This is a genomic window from Bacteroides timonensis (assembly GCF_000513195.1).
Taxonomy (GTDB): Bacteria; Bacteroidota; Bacteroidia; order Bacteroidales; family Bacteroidaceae; genus Bacteroides; species Bacteroides timonensis.
Genome location: NZ_CBVI010000069.1, coordinates 17,532 through 36,812, shown reverse-complemented (window position 1 = coordinate 36,812; position 19,281 = coordinate 17,532). Strand labels below are relative to the sequence as shown.

Below are 19,281 nucleotides of genomic sequence, written 5' to 3'. Positions count from 1 at the left end.
GTATCAGAGTTTATGTATCACTCCGCGACAACGTTTCATTTCCCTTTCCGTCAGTCCGGGATGTTGTTTCGTTCCGCCTTTCTCGATGGCTGAAACAACTTTAAAGCCGCTCCATTTCAGGATTTCTTTCAGCGCTTTTACTACTCCCCTTGTCTGATTAAAGAATATATTGAAAGGATATGGAGTAGTGCAAGTGCTTACGATAACTGCCTTTTTACCTTTATGCAGGCCGATAGGAATACCTCGTGAGGTCTCTCCCATCATTCCGTAAACGATGCGGTCGAACATCACTTTCAGTTGTCCCGGCAGGTTTCCCCAATAGCAGGGAGCGCCGATTATCAGTGCTTGTGCTTCTTCTATCTGCTTCAGCACACGTTGTGCATCATCCTCAGGCAAACAACATTTCAGTTTCTCACGGCAACTCATACAGCCGATGCAGGAACGGATTTGCAGGTCAGCCACTCTAATCACAGTAACTTCGTCACCATTCGCCCGGGCTTCCGTTTCCATCAATTGCAACATTTTCGAGATATGTCCTTGCTTGCGGGGACTTCCGTTGATAATCAGTATTTTCATAACTAGTCCGTATTTACGCAATTCCCAATAGCTGGACATCAAACACCAAAGTAGAGAAAGCAGGAATAGGGCCACTGCTACGTGTACCATACCCCATTGCATAAGGAATATAAACAATCCAATGATCTCCTACATGCATTCGTTGCAGGGCTATCTGCCAGCCTTCAATGACTTCATTCAGACGAAAAGCCTCAGGGTAATTCCGTTTCCAGGAGTTATCGAACTCGCGGCCATTTATCAAAGTGCCTTTATAATGCACAGTTACGATGCTATTCAAACGGGGAGTATTGCCGCCATTCCCTTCTTCCAATACCCGATATAGAATTCCGCAAGGCAGTTCCCGGATATCATTCTCTGCACGCAAAGCCTTCAGGTATTGCTCATTCTGCAATTTATATTCTTCTTTTCGTCCCATAAGTTATAAATGATTCTTCTTTCCCACAAAAGTACAACATTTATGCTATCCACCCAAATACGGAATAAGCTCATCGTGCGTTTTTGGAGATTATATGAATAAGCGGTATCTTTGCTCCATGAAAAAATTAGTTATTGTCGGATGTGGACGACTGGCCGGAATAGTTTCGGATGCAGTTGTTAATGGCTTGTTGCCGGAATATGATTTAGTTGGAGTTTACTCACGTACAGCAGAAAAAGCTGAGCGTATAGTTAGTAAAATGCAGCAACACGGGAAATCCTGCGTAGCATGTACAACCCCGGAAGATTTACTGGCACTTAAACCGGACTATCTGGTAGAAGCAGCCTCTCCTGCTGCCATGAAAGAGTTTGCATTACCCGCCCTAAAGAACGGTACTTCCATCGTCACCTTATCTATCGGCGCTCTGGCAGACACTGCTTTCTATCAGGAAGTGATGAAGACTGCCAAAGCGAACGGTACGCGTGTATACATCGTTTCCGGTGCTACGGGCGGTTTCGATGTTCTGCGGACAGCTTCTTTAATGGGAAATGCAAAAGCTAAATTCTTTAATGAAAAAGGTCCTGATGCCTTGAAGGGAACAGCCGTATATGATGAGGCATTGCAAACGGAGCAACGTGTTGTCTTCTCAGGAAATGCTACTGAAGCCATAGCCATGTTCCCAACAAAAGTCAATGTAGCCGTTGCAGCTTCACTGGCCTCCGTCGGCCCGGAGAATATGGAAATGTCCATGCAATCCACTCCCGGATTCGTGGGAGACACTCAAAGAGTGGAAATAAAGAACGATCAGGTGCATGCCGTAATTGATGTGTACAGCGCCACTGCTGAAATTGCAGGGTGGTCTGTTGTGAACACCCTGCTTAACATAACATCACCGATTGTATTCTTCTGATTACATTATCGGTTATATGCTTCTATATTGGCCAGTACTTTCTCGCTCAGGCGGTCAAACGCCTGACGGGTACGGCCTGTAGATACCTGCATACAGCGGACATGCGGATGGCTTAAAAGATGTGCTCCACCCAAAGCTCCCAGTGTATCACAAAAACAAAGGTTATCACCTTTCAGCCACTTAACGAACGCGGGTTCGTCCCACGCCGGAGACAGCCCGGTATTGAACAATATCTTTTTATTTCCGAGTTGTTCGAACTCAGCCTCATGCAACAGGACTGTATTCTTATTGAGACAACAGAAAACGACTTCACTCTGAGAAAGAAGTTCTCCCAAGGGTAAGAAACGATATCCTTTGGCAGCCGCATCCTCTTTTTCACTACGGGCAAAATAAGCGATATCCGCCCCAAAGAATTTCAATGCATCGGCAATCATACCACCGGATTTACCCAATCCTATGACACCTACTTTCAGCCCTGTGATCTCCCGGGGCATTTCTTCCCAGGATTCCTGACCAAATCCATGCAGGCAACGCACCAGTTCGCTGACTACATATTCCACCACACCTTCATCCCCATAATCCCGGATACCGGTTACAGTAATCCTCCGTTCATTCGCATAACGAATGTCTACATTGGCACTCTCCGGCGAATACAGCGAGCAGCACATACCGATATACCTTATATTCGGACACTTCTCAAGCACACTCCTGTTTATTTGTGAAGTATAACTCAATAGCACAGCATCGGCATCTCCGATACGGGCTACTATTTCATCATCCCCTGCCGGAACATCAGGGAACATCACTACCTTTTCTGCATACGAATGCAGTGCTTTTTCTGCTGACGGAATCAGACTTACGGGTTCTATTGCTACAAGTTTACGAAACATAGTTTTTTATTTTAGAGAGGACGAAGTTAGCAAAAAGAGTGATATAAAACAAAAGAGCTGCCATCGATCATACGTGGCAACTCTTTCTTACTATCTTTACGACAATACTTTTTCTTGTTCTTATGCGGACGATCTTTTGCAATCCAACGTCCACCATTGCGTTCCATCTCTATCAAGCAGTTCGCTTCCTTGAATGCCGACAGGGCATCCCTACGTTTTTCGTCTTCATTGTTCTACAATTTTTATACATTACAATATAGCTGAAAAGCTAATGTTTTGCAAAGATAATGCAAATTGAGCGCAGAGCTTTCATGCTTGCATGAAAAAGTTATGCCGAAATGCAGCTTATCTTATCCAAAGGTAGTTAATAAAGCCGAAACTATCCTCTGCTGCCCAAACTATTCTTATCCGGATTTATCTCCGAAACCATATTGCGCACTTCTTTCTTATCGACTTTGGAATATAAGCCCAATTGTCGTCCAGGTAATGTTTCTTCAGCATCTTTTTGTATCTTGCTCTTCTCTTCAAGAGCCTTTTCATCTTTTTTATCCATATCGTTATCTGGTTTAGGTTATTTACTAATATACTAACAAACAGATGCTCCTTAAAGTTCTACTTTGCTGCAAAAAAAGAGAGTTGACAGGGACATTGTCAACTCTCTTTTTTAAATTCTTCAGAATAGAGTATTATTTCTTACTCAGTTTCAGCTCCGTAATAAAAGCTGCAACAAGCCCTATACCACCAAATACAAGTACACATGCTCCATAAACCAAGGAAACTGTTTCTCTATACACACGCCAATCATCCATATTCTTATCCAAATATCCGGGAACCGATGAGGTACAGATAATAAAACCTATCAACAGACCTAACCCCATACCCAGCAGAAGACATCCTATCTTCAACGCCGAAAAAGAATAATTACTGTGAAACCTCGGTATGGATGTCACATCCGGTTCATATTTATCTCCCATTTTTTCAATAAGCATCAACCGCTCTTTCTTACATACAAACAGTTCAAACAGTTTGTAAATCCCTACAGTAATGATTGCCATTATCGCAGGCACCATAATAAAATCCATCATATTCGTTTCGTTTTAAATTAGTATTTTTGTTCCTTTGTACACTTTAGACGCAGTGTCTTGTGTAAGGTTACACATTTCATCAAAAAAAAATATTTCTCAGAAATAATGTAACCTCCTACAAAGAGTTGCGTCTAAAAGGCAGAATGGAGAATAACGAAACACATATTATCCAACGCATACTGAGAGGGGAAACTGCTCTATACGAATACTTCCTGAATCAACACGGTCAACAGGTCTTTTCCCTGATTGCCCGCATCATCTGTAATCAGGAAGATGCCGAGGAGTTGACGCAAGACGTTTTTCTGAAAGCGTTCCAGCACCTCTCCTCTTTCAAAGCCGAAAGTTCGTTCTCAACATGGATCTATTCCATTGCTTATAATACGGCGATTTCGGCAACCCGTAAGAAAAATTTCGAGACCTTTGCCATGGATGATACGTTGCTCGCCAACATTTCCGACCAACAAGTAGATGAAACGCTTAATGATGAAAGTGAGGAAATGATTATCAGATTAAACAGAGCCATAGAAAAACTTAACTCAGACGAACGTGCCTTGATTACCTTGTTCTACTACGAAGAAAAGTCATTGAATGAAACTGCCCTGATTCTGGGCCTGACGGAAAGCAATGCAAAAGTAAAATTGCATCGCGTACGCAAAAAGATATATGTACTCATAAAACAAGAGGAAGTATGAACGAAGAACAAAAAGACAAAGGGCTGAAAAAAGCCATAAAAGAGGAAAACGGATTTCGTCTACCTTCCAATTTCGCCTACCATACCATGAGGAAGGTGGAAGAAGCCATACGCTTACGCGAAAAGAAATCGGAACGAAGAACGCTGTTTGCTACGATAGCCGCTTCCATATTCTTAATAGGATGCTGCATTGCCGGATTAGTGATTTATTTCGGTAATACAATCAGAGAAGCCTTCACCCGCCCTGAAATACTGGAAACGGAAAAGATCCAAATTCCCTCATTCTATTTAGTGATACTTATCGCAATACCTCTGTTCCTTATCTTTGACCGCTGGATGAGGAAACGATATTTTAATAAGCATCACCCTTAAAGAAAAAGCGAGGATATCCTTTGCAGGAACATCCTCGCTTCACTTTTTTATTCCATATTTTAATCCAGCTTATGAATCACCAACCCCGAACGTAGTTTCGGTTCAAACCACGTTGTCTTAGGCGGCATGATATTGCCCGTATCTGCAATATCCATCAATTGCTTCATGCTGACAGGATAAAGTGCCAAAGCCACTTTCATTTCACCACTATCCACACGTTTCTTCAACTCACCCAGACCACGGATACCTCCAACAAAATCAATACGTTTATCCGAACGCAGATCTTTGATGCCGAGAACTTCATCCAGAATAAGGTTGGAAGAAATAGTAACATCCAGTACACCAATCGGATCATTATCGTTGTAAGTACCCGGTTTAGCGGTCAGACTGTACCACTTACCATCCAGATAAAGGGAGAAATTATGCAAACCGGCAGGTTTATAGATTTCAGTGCCTTTTTCTTCTACCGTAAAATTCTTGCTGACAGCTGTCAGGAATTGTTCAGGTGTCAAGCCATTCAAGTCTTTTACAACACGGTTGTAATCAATAATGGTCAGTTGGTTAGCAGGGAAACAAACGGCCATGAAGTAATTATATTCCTCATTACCGGTATGGTTTACATTCTGCTTGGCTTTCTCCGCTCCTACCAAAGCGGCGGCGGCACTACGATGGTGTCCGTCGGCAATATAAAGAGCGGGCATCTTAGCAAATTCCTTCGTAATGGCATCAATGTCTTCCTGCTTATCAATAATCCAGAAAGTATGACCAAAGCCATCACCGGGAGCAATGAAATCATATACCGGCTTTTCGGCTGTATAATGAGCGATAATAGCATCCAGAGTAGCATTGTCAGGATATGCAAAGAATACCGGCTCTATATTGGCATTATTCACACGAACATGCTTCATACGGTCTTCTTCCTTATCGCGACGGGTCAGCTCATGTTTCTTGATGACGCCGTTCATATAATCAGGTACATAGGCACCTACTACTAAACCGTATTGCGTTTTCCCATTCATGGTCTGCGCATAGACGTAGTAGTTTTCTTTATCATCCTGTACCAGCCAGCCTTTGTCCTGAAACATCTGGAAGTTTTCGGCAGCTTTCTGATAAACACATTCATCGTGTTCGTCGGTACCTACGGGAAAGTCTATTTCGGGTTTAATGATATGATACAACGATTTTTCATTTCCTTTTGCCTCTTCACGTGCTTCTGCTGAGTTCAGCACATCATATGGGCGGGAAGCTACTTGCTCCACCAGATTCTGCGGTGGACGGATACCTTTAAAAGGTTTAATTATTGCCATAAGTCAAGGTGTGTTTTTAATGGATTATTGAGATCTCTTTTTCATGAAATGCACTATCAAATAGATTGCGCTGCCTAATATCAACACAACAGATACGCCCTCGCAAAAGCCGAGGGCGAAATCTGAAAGTTCTTTTCTGAATAGACTGCTTAGTGCAAAAACACCAGCACCTATCATCAGATAGACAACTGCAAATTTATAGGCAGTTTTACTATTCATTCTTATTTCTTATTAACACGGAATTTCTCGCAACCGTCTTTCAGGAAACCAACAATCTGTTGTGCAGCAGCAATACCGGCATTGATGTTAGCTTCAGCAGTCTGTGCACCCATCTTCTTCGGTGTAGAGAAATAACGGCCTACGAACTTGGCAGCAAATGTTTCGTGAGCTGCGGGCATGATATCAGTCATGTATTTCAGGTCACCGCGTTCTTCCATCAGCTGAATCAGTTCTGCTTCGTTGATAACTTCCTTACGTGCAGTATTTACCAATACACCACCCTTCGGCATTTTATTTACCAAAGCATAGTTGATAGAATTCTTCGTTTCAGCAGTAGCCGGAATGTGCAATGAAACTACGTCACAAGCAGAATAAAGCTCATCAGCAGAGTCAACAGCTTTCACGCCGTCTTTCTCAATCACTTCTTTCGGACAGAAAGCATCGAAAGCAAAGATTTCCATACCGAAACCTTTGGCTATGCGAGCCACGTTGCGACCTACATTACCATAAGCGTGAATACCCAGTTTCTTACCCTTCAATTCCGTACCGGAAGTACCGTTATACATATTGCGGACAGCCATCACCATCATGCCGAAAGCAAGTTCGGCTACGGCATTAGAGTTCTGTCCCGGAGTGTTCATTACGCACACACCATGAGCAGTGGCAGCTTCCAGGTCTACATTATCGTAACCTGCACCTGCACGTACTACAATCTTCAGTTCTTTTGCAGCGTCCAATACTGCGGCATCTATAATGTCGCTACGGATAATGATGGCATTGGCATCCTTCACTGCGTCCAGCAACTGGGCTTTCTCTGTATATTTCTCCAACAAGGCAAGTTCATAACCTGCTGCTTCAATTTCTTTGCGAATACCGTCTACAGCTACTTTAGCGAACGGTTTGTCGGTTGCAATTAATACTTTCATGATTCTTATGATATTAAAAAAAGACTCACCACAGAGGACACAGAATACACAGAGTTTTTATTAATTATCCTCTGTGACCTCTGTGTACTCTGTGGTGAATAAAATATTATTAATGAAGTTTCTCAAATTCCTGCATGCAGTCAATCAAAGCCTGTACGCTTTCCTTCGGCATAGCATTGTAGCAAGATGCACGGAAACCACCCACTGAACGGTGTCCCTTGATACCTACCATACCTCTTTCTGTAGCAAACTTCATGAAGTCAGCTTCCAGTTCTTTGTATTCGGGAGCCATCACGAAGCAGATGTTCATGCGTGAACGGTCTTCTTGTGCGGCCGTACCTACGAACATCTTGTTGCGGTCGATTTCAGCATACAGCATATCTGCCTTTTCTATGGCACGGCGTTCCATTTCTTTCACACCACCCTGTGCCTTGATCCAACGCAAAGTCTGCAATGCAGCATAGATGGGAACAACCGGAGGAGTGTTGAACATAGAACCGCTGTCAATATGTGTCTGATAGTTCAGCATCGTAGGAATATAGCGGGACACCTTACCCAAAGCGTCATTCTTCACGATAACGAAGGTTACGCCTGAAGGAGCCAGATTCTTCTGTGCACCGCCATAGATACAGATATATTTAGACACGTCGATAGGACGGGAGAAAATATCGGAAGACATATCGGCAATCATCGGAACGTTTACATCCAGGTCTTCTTTAAGTTCAGTACCATAAATAGTGTTATTGGTCGTGATGTGGAAATAATCAGCATCAGCAGGCACTGTATAATCCTTAGGAATATAAGTATAAGTAGACTCTGCGGAAGAAGCGACTTCAACTACTTCACCGAAAGCTTTGGCTTCTTTCATGGCTTTCTTAGCCCATACACCTGTATTCAGGTAAGCAGCTTTCTTTTCGAGGAAGTTGAAGGGGACCATGCAGAATTCCAAACTGGCACCACCGCCCAAGAACAGTACCGAATACCCTTCGGGGATATTGAGTAATTCTTTGAATAGTGCTACGGCTTCGTCCACAACAGGTTGGAAGTCCTTAGCACGGTGGCTGATTTCCATCAGTGAGAGGCCTGAGCCGTTGAAATCAAGAATAGCTTTTGCCGTATCCTCAATCACCTCACGAGGAAGAATAGAAGGTCCTGCATTGAAATTATGCTTTTTCATTTGAAGTTTGTTTTGGTTATACAATTTCGTTCATTAGTGTCTTTAGACCTTGCGAAATTACGGAAATATTTCTTTAAAACAAACCTTTCATAATGAAATTCTATTTTAACAGCGCATTTAGCTTACTTTTTTATGGTTTATACAGGATATATGCACCATTTTGTTATCCATACTTATCAAGAACGGACTTTTAGAAGAATCTAATAGTAATACGATTTTATTACTTTACATTCAGAAGTTTAGACGCAAAAAAAGTGAATATTTATAAGAAAACTTACTTAGCTTCCTCAATTATCGTCTTTACTCCTTTAATTTTCTCACCTTGTATCAACGTGAGCAACTGTTTCATCTTACTACGGCGCACAGCTACGAAAGCATAGTGTTCTTTCACATCCACTTGTCCCACATCTTCACGCGCCAGTCCACCTTTCTTATATAAGAAGCCGACAATATCGATTTTGTTCAGCTTATCTTTCTTTCCTTTACCTATATATAAGGTAGCCCACCGGGACTTGGCCGGCTTCGGCAGTACTTCCGGAAACTCAAAGATTTCAATATCTTCGGGAATGTATTCAGGAACCCGCTCTTCATTGTACAGGATGAGATAGGAATTTCCGTCAGCTTCCCAACGAGCCGTACGTCCGTTGCGGTGCGTATAGGCTTCTTCATTGACAGGAAGATGATAGTGAACTACGTTTTCTATACCGGGGATATCCAGTCCGCGGGCAGCAAGATCAGTAGAGATTAATACGGCACAACTGCCGTTACGAAACTTATAGAGCGCCCGTTCACGGTCGGGTTGCTCCATACCGCCATGGAACATATCGCATGGGAATTTCTTTGCTTGCAGATATCCGGTGACTCGTTCCACACTTTCACGATAGTTGCAGAATACAAGGGTAGAATGATAACCAAGCACACAAAGCAGATTATAGAGAGTTTCCAGCTTATCTTTTTCGGGAGAAACAACTTTATGAAGTTTCAGGCGCGGTGCAAGGGCATCAGGGTCCAAGAAATTCAGTTTGATAAGTTGAGAACCGTCAGCAGAAAGTTGGTCCTCACCTCCTACTCCGGCAAATTGGGGAATTTCTTCAGCATCCGTAGCCGAAAGCAGAATACGCTTCTTTAATGATGGTAACTGTCCGATCACTTCCGCCATTTCATCGTGGAAACCGAACTCAAGGCATTTATCGAACTCATCTATCACCAATGTAGTGACGGTAGCCGCATCGAAATTCTCTTTCCGCAGATGATCGTTCATTCGTCCCGGTGTACCGATAATGACGGAAGGATGAATCCCCTTCATCGTCCTGTGCTCTTCCATCGCAGGACGACCACCGTAACAACTCATAGCTTTAAACGGGGTCCCCATGGATTTGAATACCGTTTCAATCTGCAATGCCAGTTCTCGTGAGGGCACCAGAACAACGGCTTGTACACCTTGCACATCCGTTTTCAGAGTCTGCACCAGCGGAAGCAGAAAGGCCAGCGTTTTACCCGATCCTGTGGGTGAAAGCAGCACCAAGTCTTTATTTTCACGGTAAGCTTCCCGGGTTGCCTCTTGCATCGGGGTAAGTTGCTCTATTTGCAGATTACGCAGTATATCTTGAATTTCCATAATAATCTTTTGTTATGACGAGCCAAAGATAATGCAAATTGGGCGTAGAACTTTCATGCATGTATGAAAAAGTTAATAAAAAAACTCCTGCTCAGCCGTAGCCTTGCAGGAGTTTTCAAAAATATCGAAGTCATTTACCAATTTTAGCGTATGCCTTATCCGCCGAAGTTGTCGAACATCAAGTTCTGAGCTGGAACGCCGAGATCGTCGAGCATCTTTTCGACAGCTTTCGACATCGGGCCAGGACCACACATGTAGTATTCGATATCTTCGGGAGCTTCGTGATCCTTCAGATAAGTTTCGTAAATCACCTGGTGAACAAAGCCCGGAGTATACTTCACGCCTGCTGCATCTGCTGCGGGATCCGGACGGTCCAGAGCCAGATGGAACGTAAAGTTCGGGAAATCCTTCTCGATTTGCAGGAAGTCTTCCAGATAGAATACCTCGTTCAATGCACGTGCACCGTAGAAGTAAGTCATCTTGCGGTCTGTAGTGTGCAGTGTCTTCGTCAAGTGCATGATTTGTGCACGCAACGGAGCCATACCGGCACCACCGCCAATCCACATCATTTCCTTCTTAGAATCGAATATCGGGTGGAAGTCTCCGTAAGGACCACTCATCATCACCTTATCACCCGGTTTCAGTGTGAAGATATAAGAAGAAGCGATACCCGCAGGTACATCCATAAAGCCTTGTCCCTGATCTTTCGGCTTGAACGGAGGAGTTGCGATACGTACCGTCAACATGATACGGTCGCCTTCTGCCGGATAGTTAGCCATAGAATATGCACGGATGGTTTCTTCGTTGTTGTCACACTTCAATGTAAACAAACCGAATTTCTCCCATGCCGGCAGATACTCGTCACCAATCAGGCTCTTGTCAATGTCCTTGTTATAGTCCATTGAGTATTTAGGTATCTTGATCTGTGCATAAGATCCCGGGATAAAGTCCATGTGTTCGCCCTTAGGCAACGCAACGATGAACTCTTTGATGAACGTAGCCACGTTCTTGTTGGAGATAACCTCGCACTCCCACTCTTTTACACCCAGTACGGACTCATCAATCTTGATGGCCATATCACTCTTCACTTTCACCTGGCAACCCAGACGCCAATGATCTTGCACCTGTTTGCGGCTGAAATGAGGAACTTCAGACGGCAGAATCTCGCCACCGCCATCCAGTACCTGGCATTTGCACTGTCCGCAAGAACCCTTACCACCACAAGCGGAAGAAAGGAATATACCGTTCACAGACAACGTATTCAGCAACGTGGAACCAGACTCTACGTCCAGCACATTGTCGCCATTGATAGTCAGTTTTACATTACCTGAAGGTACCAGGAAGTTCTTGGCAACCAGCAGGATAACGACAAGCAGCAGAATAACCACCAGGAATACTCCAATGCTCGCTAATATTAAATTCATATCCATTGTTCTATTCCTTTCTTTATTAGATGTTCAAACCAGAGAAACACATGAATGCCATTGCCATCAGACCTACTGTAATGAACGTGATACCCAAACCTTTCAGCGCGTCGGGCACGTCAGAGTAAGCCATTTTCTCACGAATAGCCGCCAGACCTACAATGGCCAGCAACCAGCCAATACCGGAACCGAGTGCATAAGAGATGGCATCCCATACGTCACCGATGTATTTCGGATCGCTCTCGCCCACATTGATACGTTGCTGCATGAACAGCGAAGCACCCATGATGGCACAGTTTACGGCAATCAGCGGCAAGAAGATACCCAGTGAAGCATAGAGGGAGGGACTGAAACGTTCCACAACCATCTCTACCAACTGCACGATACCGGCAATTACCGCGATGAAAAGAATAAAACTCAGGAAGCTGAGGTCAACGCCTTCAATGATAGCGTTGGCAGCCAGTACCTTGGTTTGCAACAAGTAGTTGACCGGAAGCGTAACCACCAATACGAAAGTTACGGCAATACCCAGTCCTACTGCAGTTTTCACGTTCTTAGATACAGCCAAGTAAGAGCACATACCCAGGAAGAACGCAAATATCATGTTGTCCACGAATATGGAGCGGACAAATAAACTTATTAAATGTTCCATAATTCTTTGAATTAAGAATTAAGAATTAAGAATTAAGAATTTCTATGCAGCGCCATAGTGCCGCCAATTCTTCATTCATCATTCTTCATTCTTCATTTATATTATTTTTCTTGCAATTCTTTGTGACGGGCACGTTGATACCAGATGATACAAGCACAGATGATCAAAGCCATCGGCGGCATCAGCATCAAGCCGTTGTTCACATAACCCAGGTTTATCAGCCATTCATGGTTCAGAATATTGAAACCGAGCAATGTACCGGAACCTAACAGTTCGCGGAAGAAAGCTACGATAATCAAAATCTTGGCATATCCCAAACCGTTACCTATACCGTCGAGGCAAGACTCCCACGGACCGTTCTGCATGGCAAACGCTTCCAGACGCCCCATCAGGATACAGTTTGTGATAATCAGACCTACATAAACAGAAAGCTGTACACTTACGTCATAAGCAAACGCTTTCAGAACTTCACTTACGATGGTTACCAAAGCGGCTACCACAACCAACTGAACGATGATACGGATACGGTTGGGAATGGTTTTGCGCAACAATGAGATAACCACATTGGCAAAAGCCGTAATCACCGTCACCGAAAGCCCCATTACGATGGCAGGTTCCAGTTTGGCAGTCACAGCCAGTGCAGAACAGATACCCAGCACCTGTATGGTAACAGGGTTGTTCATACCCAGCGGAGTTGAGAATACTTCTCTATTTTTCTTTGAAAATAACTGTCCCATATCCTTTATTCCTCATCATTATTGGTTAAAAAACTCTTGTAACTATTCAGACAAGCTTTCAGCATGGCATCTACACCTACAGAAGTAATCGTACCACCGGAGATACCGTCCACCTGGTAATCAGGTTTTTCCACCTTACCGTTCTTCACGACGCCCAGGGCAACTTCACCATTGTCCAGCGTCTTTTTGCCCAGGAACTCATCTTGAAAGTGTTGTCCGGCGATTTCGGCACCCAGACCCGGAGTTTCACTGGCATGAGAGAAGTAAACACCGTAAACGGTATCCTTGTCACTGTTCAGTGCAACATATCCCCAGATAGCACCCCAAAGACCGGCACCGTAAACAGGGAATACATATTTAGTTTCTCCATTTACTTCTGCAACGAATACGTGCAGGCGCTGGTGTTCTTTAGCTTCTTTTTCGTAGCCGGTAGCAAACGTTCCGGTGTTCTCGGTCAGAGTACCGTCTACGTTCATCAGCATATCTCCTTTTACATACTTATTATATTCAGCCTCGGCATCTTCCACATTTTTGATGTTCAATGCAGCGAGTATTTGCTTCTTCGTATCCAGTTCCACGTTTTTATCCTGAATGCTTCTCAGTGAGGAACTAACGAATGCCAGCAAGAATGCCACGATAACAACCATTACCGAAGCATAAATGATAGTATAACTATTACTATTGGTATTCATTTTCTTCGGTATTTTAATTGTTAGACTTAATTGCACGTTTCTCGCGACGACTGATATTGCCCTGTACTACACAGTAGTCAATCAGCGGAGCGAAGATATTCATCAGCAGGATGGCAAGCATCATACCTTCGGGATAACCGGGGTTCAGCACACGGATCACGATTGCCATGACGCCAATCAGGAAACCGAAGATGTACTTACCCGTCTCGGTACGTGCCGAAGTTACAGGGTCGGTAGCCATAAATACGGCACCGAAGCAGAAACCACCCAGCACGAGGTGTTCGTACCAAGGCATCTGAGCCATCGGAGTGTCAGGACCGATAGCATTGAATACCCAAGCCATGAACGCACCGCCCACGAATACGGAGAACATCGTCTTCCAGCTTGCGATACCCGTTGCCAGCAACAGGATAGCACCCAGAGCGATAGCAATTACACTGGTCTCACCGATAGAACCCGGTATCAAGCCCGTCACCATATCCCAGGAGAATGGTGGCACAGCCCCCGAAGTGGCAGCCGCACCCAACGGAGTAGCTACGGTCAGTCCGTCAACCGCTTGTCCCAGACCGAAGATTGTGTCGCCTGATACCCAAACGGCATCACCGGACATCTTCGTAGGATATGCAAAGAAAAGGAATGCACGAGTGATCAGGGCAACGTTGAACACGTTCATACCCGTACCACCGAACACTTCTTTAGCAAAAATTACAGAGAATGCAGTAGCCACCGCCAGAATCCACAGCGGACAGTCTACCGGAACAATCATAGGAATCAGGATACCGGAAACAAGGAAACCTTCCTGGATTTCTTCTTTCTTCCACTGAGCCACAACGAACTCAATGCCCAGACCTACTACATAAGAAACGATGATTTTAGGCAATACAGCCAGAAAACCGTAGGCAAACATTTCAATGAAGCTACCTGTAGCACCGGTATTCGTGAAATGCTGATAACCTACGTTATACATACCGAACAACAACGCCGGTACCAACGCAATGACCACCATCGACATAATGCGCTTGCTGTCGATAGCGTCGTGAATGTGCGTTCCCGATTTCGAAGTCGTGCTGGGGACGAACAGGAATGTTTCGAATCCGTCGAACACAGACTGGAATGCGTGGAATTTGCCGCCCTCTTCAAAGTTCGGCTTTATCTTGTCGAGATAATTTCTTAACGCTTTCATTTATAAGTATTAATTATATAAGTATTAATTATTAGGCCATTTCGGCGCGAAGCATGTCAAGCCCTGCACGAACGATACGTTGAACTTCTACCTTCGAAGAGCAAACGAATTCGCAGAGGGCAAAATCCTCGGGAGCTACTTCGTAGATTCCCAAAGCCTCCATACGGTCGATGTCACCTGCAATGATAGCTTTCACCAGATATTCGGGGAAGATATCCATCGGGAATACACGGTCGTACTCATTGGACATGATCATGTGGCGTTCACCACCCTTGATGCGGGCATCCAGCACATATTCCTTGTTGTTACCCAGCAACCAGCTGAAGTAAGAACGGTTCACACTGAACTGATTGAAACGCGGCATAATCCAACCCAGCATTTCGTGGATGTCATCGCCTTCGGGAATCACCGTCAGCTGGCTGTCGAATGCGCCGAGGAAAGCGTTTGGAGAAACCTTCTTGCCTGTAAGCACATTACCGCTGATGTAGCGCAAGTCTCCCTTGCCCGAACTCACGTTTCCACTGAATACGTTTGTCAGCAAAGCACCTACTTTCAGTTTGCAGTATGCAGGTTTCAACACTTCGGAACCTGTAACGGCCACTTTGCGCGTCATGTCCACACGTCCTGTATTGAACAGGCGTCCGATGAATATAACGGCTTCCGGACTGATTGTCCACACAGTTTCGCCTTTCACGATAGGAGAAATGTGGTTGATCTGTACGCCTACATTGCCGGCCGGGTTCGGTCCGTCAAATGCGTTAATCGTTACATTCTTAGCTTGCGTCAACGCGGTTGCCTTTTGTTTTACACTAATACTCAGATACGTCTTTGCCATCTTGGAAAGAGCATCCAATCCTGTCTGGAAGTTTGCTTCCTCGCCTTTCAGAACGAATTCGAAATCGGGTGCCAGCGGGTTACTGTCGAAGGCCGAAACAAAGATAGCTTTCGGATACATCGTGGGGTCAGCAATCACGTCATAGGGACGCTGACGGATGAACGCGAACATACCCGCTTCCAGCAATGCGGCTTTCACTGACTCGCCGTTCAGGGAACTCACGTTTTTCTTACCGAATTCTTCATAGTCTTGCTCAGCTGCAGCTTCAACGACAATATTCAGCACTTTACGACGTGCGCCGCGCTCCACACTTGTCACTACGCCGCTAACGGGCGAAACAAATTTCAATTCAGGATGATTCTTGTCGATAAACAAGGGTCCTCCGGCCATCACATATTCCTGTTCTTTGACTACTACCTTCGGAGTAATACCCGTAAAATCTTCAGGAACCAATGCGTAGAATCCCGGTTCTTTCACAGACATAAACTCCTGAGAAGCCTTACCTTTCAGGTTGATGTCAAGGCCTTTACGTAACTTAATTACATTTGCCATGCGTTTATATAAAATAATGGTTTCATTAATTTGCCGCAAAAGTAGCAAAAAAGAACGTGAATAAAGAGCAAAAAAGAAAGGAATTACGGATAAATTTCCGTAATTCCTTTCGTTAACGAACACGATGATAACAAGATGAGTTATCGTGTTTAATTTTCTTCTGCAAACATCGGATCCCAGGCAGGCAAACGAATGGGGTTCTGCTTGAATATATCCATTACTTTAGCAGGAACGTATTTAGTCTCCAGCACCAGACGGAACATATATTCGTCGAACCATTCATCGGTCATGATCAGATGTCCCTGATAACCGTTGGCAGGTCCCCAACTATTTTCAACCATCCATTTCACGGGTTTTCCGTCTTTATTCAGATCCACAGCCATAAGGGTCATGGCATGAGACGAGCCGCTGGAGAAGGTTTGGATGCGTTGTTTCTTATCCATATTGAAGGTGGTGCCCATGAGCGATTCATAATCATAGTTTTTCACATCGAGCAAGCCACGCTCGGAATTCAGGAACTTGCCTACGTCGCAAGAGAAATACATCATGGTGCTGTCCTTCAGGGAAGCGATAGCCATCTCTTTGATATCTTCCACAGGCAGATTGACGTACGTCCAGTTCTTCCCGTCGTAGCGGTGACGGTCGTAATCTATTTCATAACACTTGTAGTACTCGCGCGAAGGATCGTTCATAACCATCACATAATTGGTCAACAGATTCTCGTCGCCATACTTCTTGAGGAAGGACATCGGGGTGTGATGTTCCGTTTCGACAGGATTGCCCTGGGCATCTTTACGCACATAGTCAAACTCCGTAGGAGGAACGCCAAGATTCAGCACCAGCATGCGATAGATAGTGCCGAGCATCGCAGTCTTTTCCTTATCCAGCGCCGCAGGTCTCGCCCCTTTAGAAGCCAGATCACGCAGTTGCAGACCGTATTCCTTTAACTTCAAAGAAATCAGATTTGCCATACGCGACGTATTGTCGCTGCTGTTCGTTTCCGGCATGGCTTCTTTAGGAACCAAACCATATTTACCTACAATGTCTGCAACGCCCGTAAAAGTTCCTCCATCGCTTAGCGGATGTTGGAAAAGCCATTCTACGGTTTTATCGTTCAAGGGTTTGTCACGGGTATCAATGACGCCTTGCAGGAAGAGGTTAGCCTTCTCCAGCTGGTCCCAGAAAAAAGGATAAATTTCCGAGAATTCAAAAGACTGGAAGCCGTATTTACCGATGGCTTTGGCACGCATCACGTTCAGCCCTGTGAAAAGCCAGCAACGACCGGATGATTTCTGGTCGGTGATGCCTTTCGAATTTACTTTTACGGAGAAATGAGTATCCATTCCGGTCAGATTCTCCTGGTTGAGTGCAAGTTTGCGGATGTCATTGTTGCCAATGGCATTACGCAGAGCTTTGTCGGCACTGGTTCCCTCGTAACTCTGTTTGATCTGGTTCAGCATCGCATCGCTGATACCGCCTTTCCCGTCTTGCGCCTGTACGGAAAGTAATGCGGCGCTGAAAACAAAAACGGATAAAATTCGTCTATTCATCATATATGGTTTTATAGTAATTGGTCTGTTTCTCCGATTATTTCGAGAAAGACTGATTTGGAAATTCTCGCAACCAGACTTCAGATCATATGCAAAAATAGCCGTTTTTTTGAAACTTTTAGTGAAATCTTTAGATTTATTGTCTATCAACTTGAAAACTTATCCAAATAATTTAGTTTTCTTTGCACCCTCATTCGCACGATATGAAGAAATATATAATAGGTATTATGACGTTACTGCTTTCAGTAACAAGCCTTTCCGCTCAGGAAGCTACAAATTTAGTTAGCATCAGTGACACTACACCGGCATTGACTAAACGTGAATTACGAAAACAGAAGGTAGCACAACGAAATTTGCACTACAACATTTTGGGTGGTCCGAGTTACACCCCCGACTTTGGTGCCGTACTCGGTGGAAGCGCCCTGATGACCTTCCGCATGAACCCAAGTGACACCACACAACTGCGCTCCGTGGTTCCCGTAGCCATCGCTTTCCTCTTCAATGGCGGTATCAACCTTTTCTCCAAACCCCAACTCTTTTTTAAAGGTGACCGCTTCCGCATCTTCGGAAAGTTTGCCTACAAGAATACGGAAGATAACTTCTATGGTTTGGGCTACAGCACGAACAAGAATTATGTCCGGAGCGACACTACCAGTCAGTATCGCTACAGCGGCATCCAGTTCAACCCCTGGTTCCTGTTCCGCCTGGGCAACAGCAACATTTTCGCCGGACCGCAGATAGATATAAATTACGACGACATCACGAAACCAGCCAAATATCTGGTGGACGAACCGTCGTACAAAGCAGCCGGAGGAACGGACAAAGGATACAAGAATTTCAATTCCGGTGTCGGCTTCCTGCTGACCTATGACAGCCGAGACATTCCCGCCAATGCCTATCGCGGCACGTACCTGGATTTCCGGGGAATGATGTATACCAAATTTCTTGGAAGTGATGACAATTTCTATCGCCTGGAAATAGACTATCGCCAATATAAGACTGTCGGTAAGCGCAAGGTCATTGCCTGGACTGCTCAAAGCAAAAACGTGTTCGGTGATGTACCCCTGACACAATATATCCTGACAGGAACTCCTTTTGACCTGCGGGGATATTACATGGGGCAGTATCGCGATAAATCATCCCACGTAGTCATGGCCGAATACCGTCAGATGATAAATACCGATAAAAGCACCTGGCTGAAACGCATGCTCAATCACGTCGGCTTCGTGGCCTGGACAGGCTGCGGATTCATGGGACCCACCCCCGGCAAAATAGAAGGTGTGCTGCCTAACTATGGCGTAGGACTGCGTATCGAAGTGCAACCACGTATGAACGTACGCCTCGACCTGGGTAAAAATACGGTCAACAATCAGACGTTGTTCTATTTCAATATGACGGAGGCGTTCTGATTTTTTTTCGGTTATGAATCTTTTCACCACAGAGTAACACAGAGTATCACGGAGTTCTATT

The 19,281-nt window shown here is 44.6% G+C and carries 21 protein-coding genes; 4 read left to right on the top strand and 17 right to left on the bottom strand.

Annotation, left to right across the window (positions count from 1 at the left end):
* Positions 1-3: 3 nt before the first annotated feature.
* Positions 4-576, bottom strand: coding sequence for a flavodoxin family protein (locus BN161_RS13390; protein WP_044267021.1), 573 nt, complete (start codon positions 574-576; stop codon positions 4-6).
* 13 nt (positions 577-589) lie between these two features.
* Positions 590-991, bottom strand: coding sequence for an FKBP-type peptidyl-prolyl cis-trans isomerase (locus BN161_RS13385; protein WP_044267020.1), 402 nt, complete (start codon positions 989-991; stop codon positions 590-592).
* A gap of 118 nt (positions 992-1,109) precedes the next feature.
* Between BN161_RS13385 and BN161_RS13380 the strand changes: the two genes are divergently transcribed.
* Positions 1,110-1,901, top strand: coding sequence for an aspartate dehydrogenase domain-containing protein (locus tag BN161_RS13380; protein WP_044267018.1), 792 nt, complete (start codon positions 1,110-1,112; stop codon positions 1,899-1,901).
* A gap of 5 nt (positions 1,902-1,906) precedes the next feature.
* On the opposite strand, the gene BN161_RS13375 is transcribed toward BN161_RS13380, so the two are convergent.
* The 3 genes from BN161_RS13375 to BN161_RS13370 all read right to left on the bottom strand — a co-directional run bounded on the left by BN161_RS13375 (position 1,907) and on the right by BN161_RS13370 (position 3,876).
* Positions 1,907-2,791, bottom strand: coding sequence for a D-isomer specific 2-hydroxyacid dehydrogenase family protein (locus BN161_RS13375; RefSeq protein ID WP_044267016.1), 885 nt, complete (start codon positions 2,789-2,791; stop codon positions 1,907-1,909).
* A gap of 379 nt (positions 2,792-3,170) precedes the next feature.
* Positions 3,171-3,344 (bottom strand): hypothetical protein, encoded by a 174-nt coding sequence (locus tag BN161_RS29860; protein WP_167332539.1) that lies wholly within the window; start codon positions 3,342-3,344, stop codon positions 3,171-3,173.
* 133 nt (positions 3,345-3,477) lie between these two features.
* Complete coding sequence (locus BN161_RS13370) at positions 3,478-3,876, bottom strand: DUF6249 domain-containing protein (protein ID WP_081743709.1); 399 nt, start codon at positions 3,874-3,876, stop codon at positions 3,478-3,480.
* A gap of 143 nt (positions 3,877-4,019) precedes the next feature.
* Between BN161_RS13370 and BN161_RS13365 the strand changes: the two genes are divergently transcribed.
* Both BN161_RS13365 and BN161_RS13360 read left to right on the top strand, forming a co-directional pair.
* Positions 4,020-4,568: an RNA polymerase sigma factor gene (locus tag BN161_RS13365; RefSeq protein ID WP_044267014.1), complete on the top strand. Its 549-nt coding sequence runs from the start codon at positions 4,020-4,022 to the stop codon at positions 4,566-4,568.
* Entirely contained in the window at positions 4,565-4,939 is a 375-nt protein-coding gene (locus BN161_RS13360) for a hypothetical protein (RefSeq protein ID WP_044267013.1), read from the top strand. The genes BN161_RS13365 and BN161_RS13360 overlap by 4 nt, the downstream gene beginning before the upstream one ends.
* A 59-nt stretch (positions 4,940-4,998) precedes the next feature.
* Here the strand turns inward: BN161_RS13360 and BN161_RS13355 are convergent, their stop codons facing one another.
* From BN161_RS13355 to BN161_RS13300, 12 genes are all read right to left on the bottom strand, one after another.
* Positions 4,999-6,246, bottom strand: coding sequence for a DUF1015 domain-containing protein (locus BN161_RS13355; RefSeq protein ID WP_044267012.1), 1,248 nt, complete (start codon positions 6,244-6,246; stop codon positions 4,999-5,001).
* A gap of 24 nt (positions 6,247-6,270) precedes the next feature.
* Positions 6,271-6,465: a hypothetical protein gene (locus BN161_RS13350; RefSeq protein WP_044267011.1), complete on the bottom strand. Its 195-nt coding sequence runs from the start codon at positions 6,463-6,465 to the stop codon at positions 6,271-6,273.
* Positions 6,466-6,467: 2 nt separating this feature from the next.
* Positions 6,468-7,391 carry an NAD(P)-dependent oxidoreductase gene (locus tag BN161_RS13345; RefSeq protein ID WP_007213644.1) on the bottom strand — a complete coding sequence of 308 codons (924 nt, stop codon included), beginning with the start codon at positions 7,389-7,391 and terminating at the stop codon, positions 6,468-6,470.
* A 109-nt stretch (positions 7,392-7,500) separates the two neighbouring features.
* On the bottom strand, positions 7,501-8,568 hold the full coding sequence (gene serC, locus BN161_RS13340; protein ID WP_007213643.1) for a 3-phosphoserine/phosphohydroxythreonine transaminase: 1,068 nt from the start codon (positions 8,566-8,568) through the stop codon (positions 7,501-7,503).
* A gap of 274 nt (positions 8,569-8,842) precedes the next feature.
* Positions 8,843-10,186, bottom strand: a complete 1,344-nt coding sequence (locus tag BN161_RS13335) for a DEAD/DEAH box helicase (RefSeq protein WP_044267010.1) — start codon at positions 10,184-10,186, stop codon at positions 8,843-8,845.
* Positions 10,187-10,341: 155 nt separating this feature from the next.
* A complete protein-coding gene (nqrF, locus tag BN161_RS13330; RefSeq protein ID WP_044267009.1) occupies positions 10,342-11,616 on the bottom strand; it encodes an NADH:ubiquinone reductase (Na(+)-transporting) subunit F in 1,275 nt (424 codons plus the stop codon).
* 19 nt (positions 11,617-11,635) lie between these two features.
* Positions 11,636-12,262: an NADH:ubiquinone reductase (Na(+)-transporting) subunit E gene (gene nqrE, locus BN161_RS13325; RefSeq protein ID WP_007213640.1), complete on the bottom strand. Its 627-nt coding sequence runs from the start codon at positions 12,260-12,262 to the stop codon at positions 11,636-11,638.
* A gap of 101 nt (positions 12,263-12,363) precedes the next feature.
* Complete coding sequence (locus BN161_RS13320) at positions 12,364-12,999, bottom strand: NADH:ubiquinone reductase (Na(+)-transporting) subunit D (RefSeq protein ID WP_044267008.1); 636 nt, start codon at positions 12,997-12,999, stop codon at positions 12,364-12,366.
* A gap of 5 nt (positions 13,000-13,004) precedes the next feature.
* Positions 13,005-13,691 carry a Na(+)-translocating NADH-quinone reductase subunit C gene (locus BN161_RS13315; RefSeq protein ID WP_044267007.1) on the bottom strand — a complete coding sequence of 229 codons (687 nt, stop codon included), beginning with the start codon at positions 13,689-13,691 and terminating at the stop codon, positions 13,005-13,007.
* Between the two features lie 13 nt (positions 13,692-13,704).
* Entirely contained in the window at positions 13,705-14,874 is a 1,170-nt protein-coding gene (locus BN161_RS13310; RefSeq protein WP_007217903.1) for an NADH:ubiquinone reductase (Na(+)-transporting) subunit B, read from the bottom strand.
* 31 nt (positions 14,875-14,905) lie between these two features.
* The gene (locus BN161_RS13305; RefSeq protein WP_007213636.1) at positions 14,906-16,261 is read right to left on the bottom strand and encodes a Na(+)-translocating NADH-quinone reductase subunit A; all 1,356 of its coding nucleotides are present in this window, start codon (positions 16,259-16,261) and stop codon (positions 14,906-14,908) included.
* A 149-nt stretch (positions 16,262-16,410) separates the two neighbouring features.
* Entirely contained in the window at positions 16,411-17,811 is a 1,401-nt protein-coding gene (locus tag BN161_RS13300) for a C1 family peptidase (protein ID WP_044267053.1), read from the bottom strand.
* 203 nt (positions 17,812-18,014) lie between these two features.
* Here BN161_RS13300 and BN161_RS13295 point away from each other — a divergent pair, with 203 nt between their 5' ends.
* Positions 18,015-19,220 (top strand): BamA/TamA family outer membrane protein, encoded by a 1,206-nt coding sequence (locus BN161_RS13295; protein ID WP_029428900.1) that lies wholly within the window; start codon positions 18,015-18,017, stop codon positions 19,218-19,220.
* Positions 19,221-19,281: the final 61 nt, after the last annotated feature.

What these genes read in the sequence shown, in the direction of transcription:
- BN161_RS13360 (WP_044267013.1), top strand. Translation starts at nt 4,565, where the DNA reads ATGAACGAAGAACAAAAAGACAAAGGGCTGAAAAAAGCCATAAAAGAG.
- BN161_RS13370 (WP_081743709.1), bottom strand. Translation starts at nt 3,876, where the DNA reads ATGATGGATTTTATTATGGTGCCTGCGATAATGGCAATCATTACTGTA.
- BN161_RS13310 (WP_007217903.1), bottom strand. Translation starts at nt 14,874, where the DNA reads ATGAAAGCGTTAAGAAATTATCTCGACAAGATAAAGCCGAACTTTGAA.
- nqrE (WP_007213640.1), bottom strand. Translation starts at nt 12,262, where the DNA reads ATGGAACATTTAATAAGTTTATTTGTCCGCTCCATATTCGTGGACAAC.
- BN161_RS13345 (WP_007213644.1), bottom strand. Translation starts at nt 7,391, where the DNA reads ATGAAAGTATTAATTGCAACCGACAAACCGTTCGCTAAAGTAGCTGTA.
- BN161_RS13385 (WP_044267020.1), bottom strand. Translation starts at nt 991, where the DNA reads ATGGGACGAAAAGAAGAATATAAATTGCAGAATGAGCAATACCTGAAG.
- BN161_RS13295 (WP_029428900.1), top strand. Translation starts at nt 18,015, where the DNA reads ATGAAGAAATATATAATAGGTATTATGACGTTACTGCTTTCAGTAACA.
- BN161_RS13355 (WP_044267012.1), bottom strand. Translation starts at nt 6,246, where the DNA reads ATGGCAATAATTAAACCTTTTAAAGGTATCCGTCCACCGCAGAATCTG.
- BN161_RS13305 (WP_007213636.1), bottom strand. Translation starts at nt 16,261, where the DNA reads ATGGCAAATGTAATTAAGTTACGTAAAGGCCTTGACATCAACCTGAAA.
- BN161_RS13300 (WP_044267053.1), bottom strand. Translation starts at nt 17,811, where the DNA reads ATGAATAGACGAATTTTATCCGTTTTTGTTTTCAGCGCCGCATTACTT.
- BN161_RS13335 (WP_044267010.1), bottom strand. Translation starts at nt 10,186, where the DNA reads ATGGAAATTCAAGATATACTGCGTAATCTGCAAATAGAGCAACTTACC.
- BN161_RS13390 (WP_044267021.1), bottom strand. Translation starts at nt 576, where the DNA reads ATGAAAATACTGATTATCAACGGAAGTCCCCGCAAGCAAGGACATATC.
- BN161_RS13350 (WP_044267011.1), bottom strand. Translation starts at nt 6,465, where the DNA reads ATGAATAGTAAAACTGCCTATAAATTTGCAGTTGTCTATCTGATGATA.
- BN161_RS13365 (WP_044267014.1), top strand. Translation starts at nt 4,020, where the DNA reads ATGGAGAATAACGAAACACATATTATCCAACGCATACTGAGAGGGGAA.
- BN161_RS13375 (WP_044267016.1), bottom strand. Translation starts at nt 2,791, where the DNA reads ATGTTTCGTAAACTTGTAGCAATAGAACCCGTAAGTCTGATTCCGTCA.
- nqrF (WP_044267009.1), bottom strand. Translation starts at nt 11,616, where the DNA reads ATGGATATGAATTTAATATTAGCGAGCATTGGAGTATTCCTGGTGGTT.
- BN161_RS29860 (WP_167332539.1), bottom strand. Translation starts at nt 3,344, where the DNA reads ATGGATAAAAAAGATGAAAAGGCTCTTGAAGAGAAGAGCAAGATACAA.
- BN161_RS13320 (WP_044267008.1), bottom strand. Translation starts at nt 12,999, where the DNA reads ATGGGACAGTTATTTTCAAAGAAAAATAGAGAAGTATTCTCAACTCCG.
- BN161_RS13380 (WP_044267018.1), top strand. Translation starts at nt 1,110, where the DNA reads ATGAAAAAATTAGTTATTGTCGGATGTGGACGACTGGCCGGAATAGTT.
- BN161_RS13315 (WP_044267007.1), bottom strand. Translation starts at nt 13,691, where the DNA reads ATGAATACCAATAGTAATAGTTATACTATCATTTATGCTTCGGTAATG.
- serC (WP_007213643.1), bottom strand. Translation starts at nt 8,568, where the DNA reads ATGAAAAAGCATAATTTCAATGCAGGACCTTCTATTCTTCCTCGTGAG.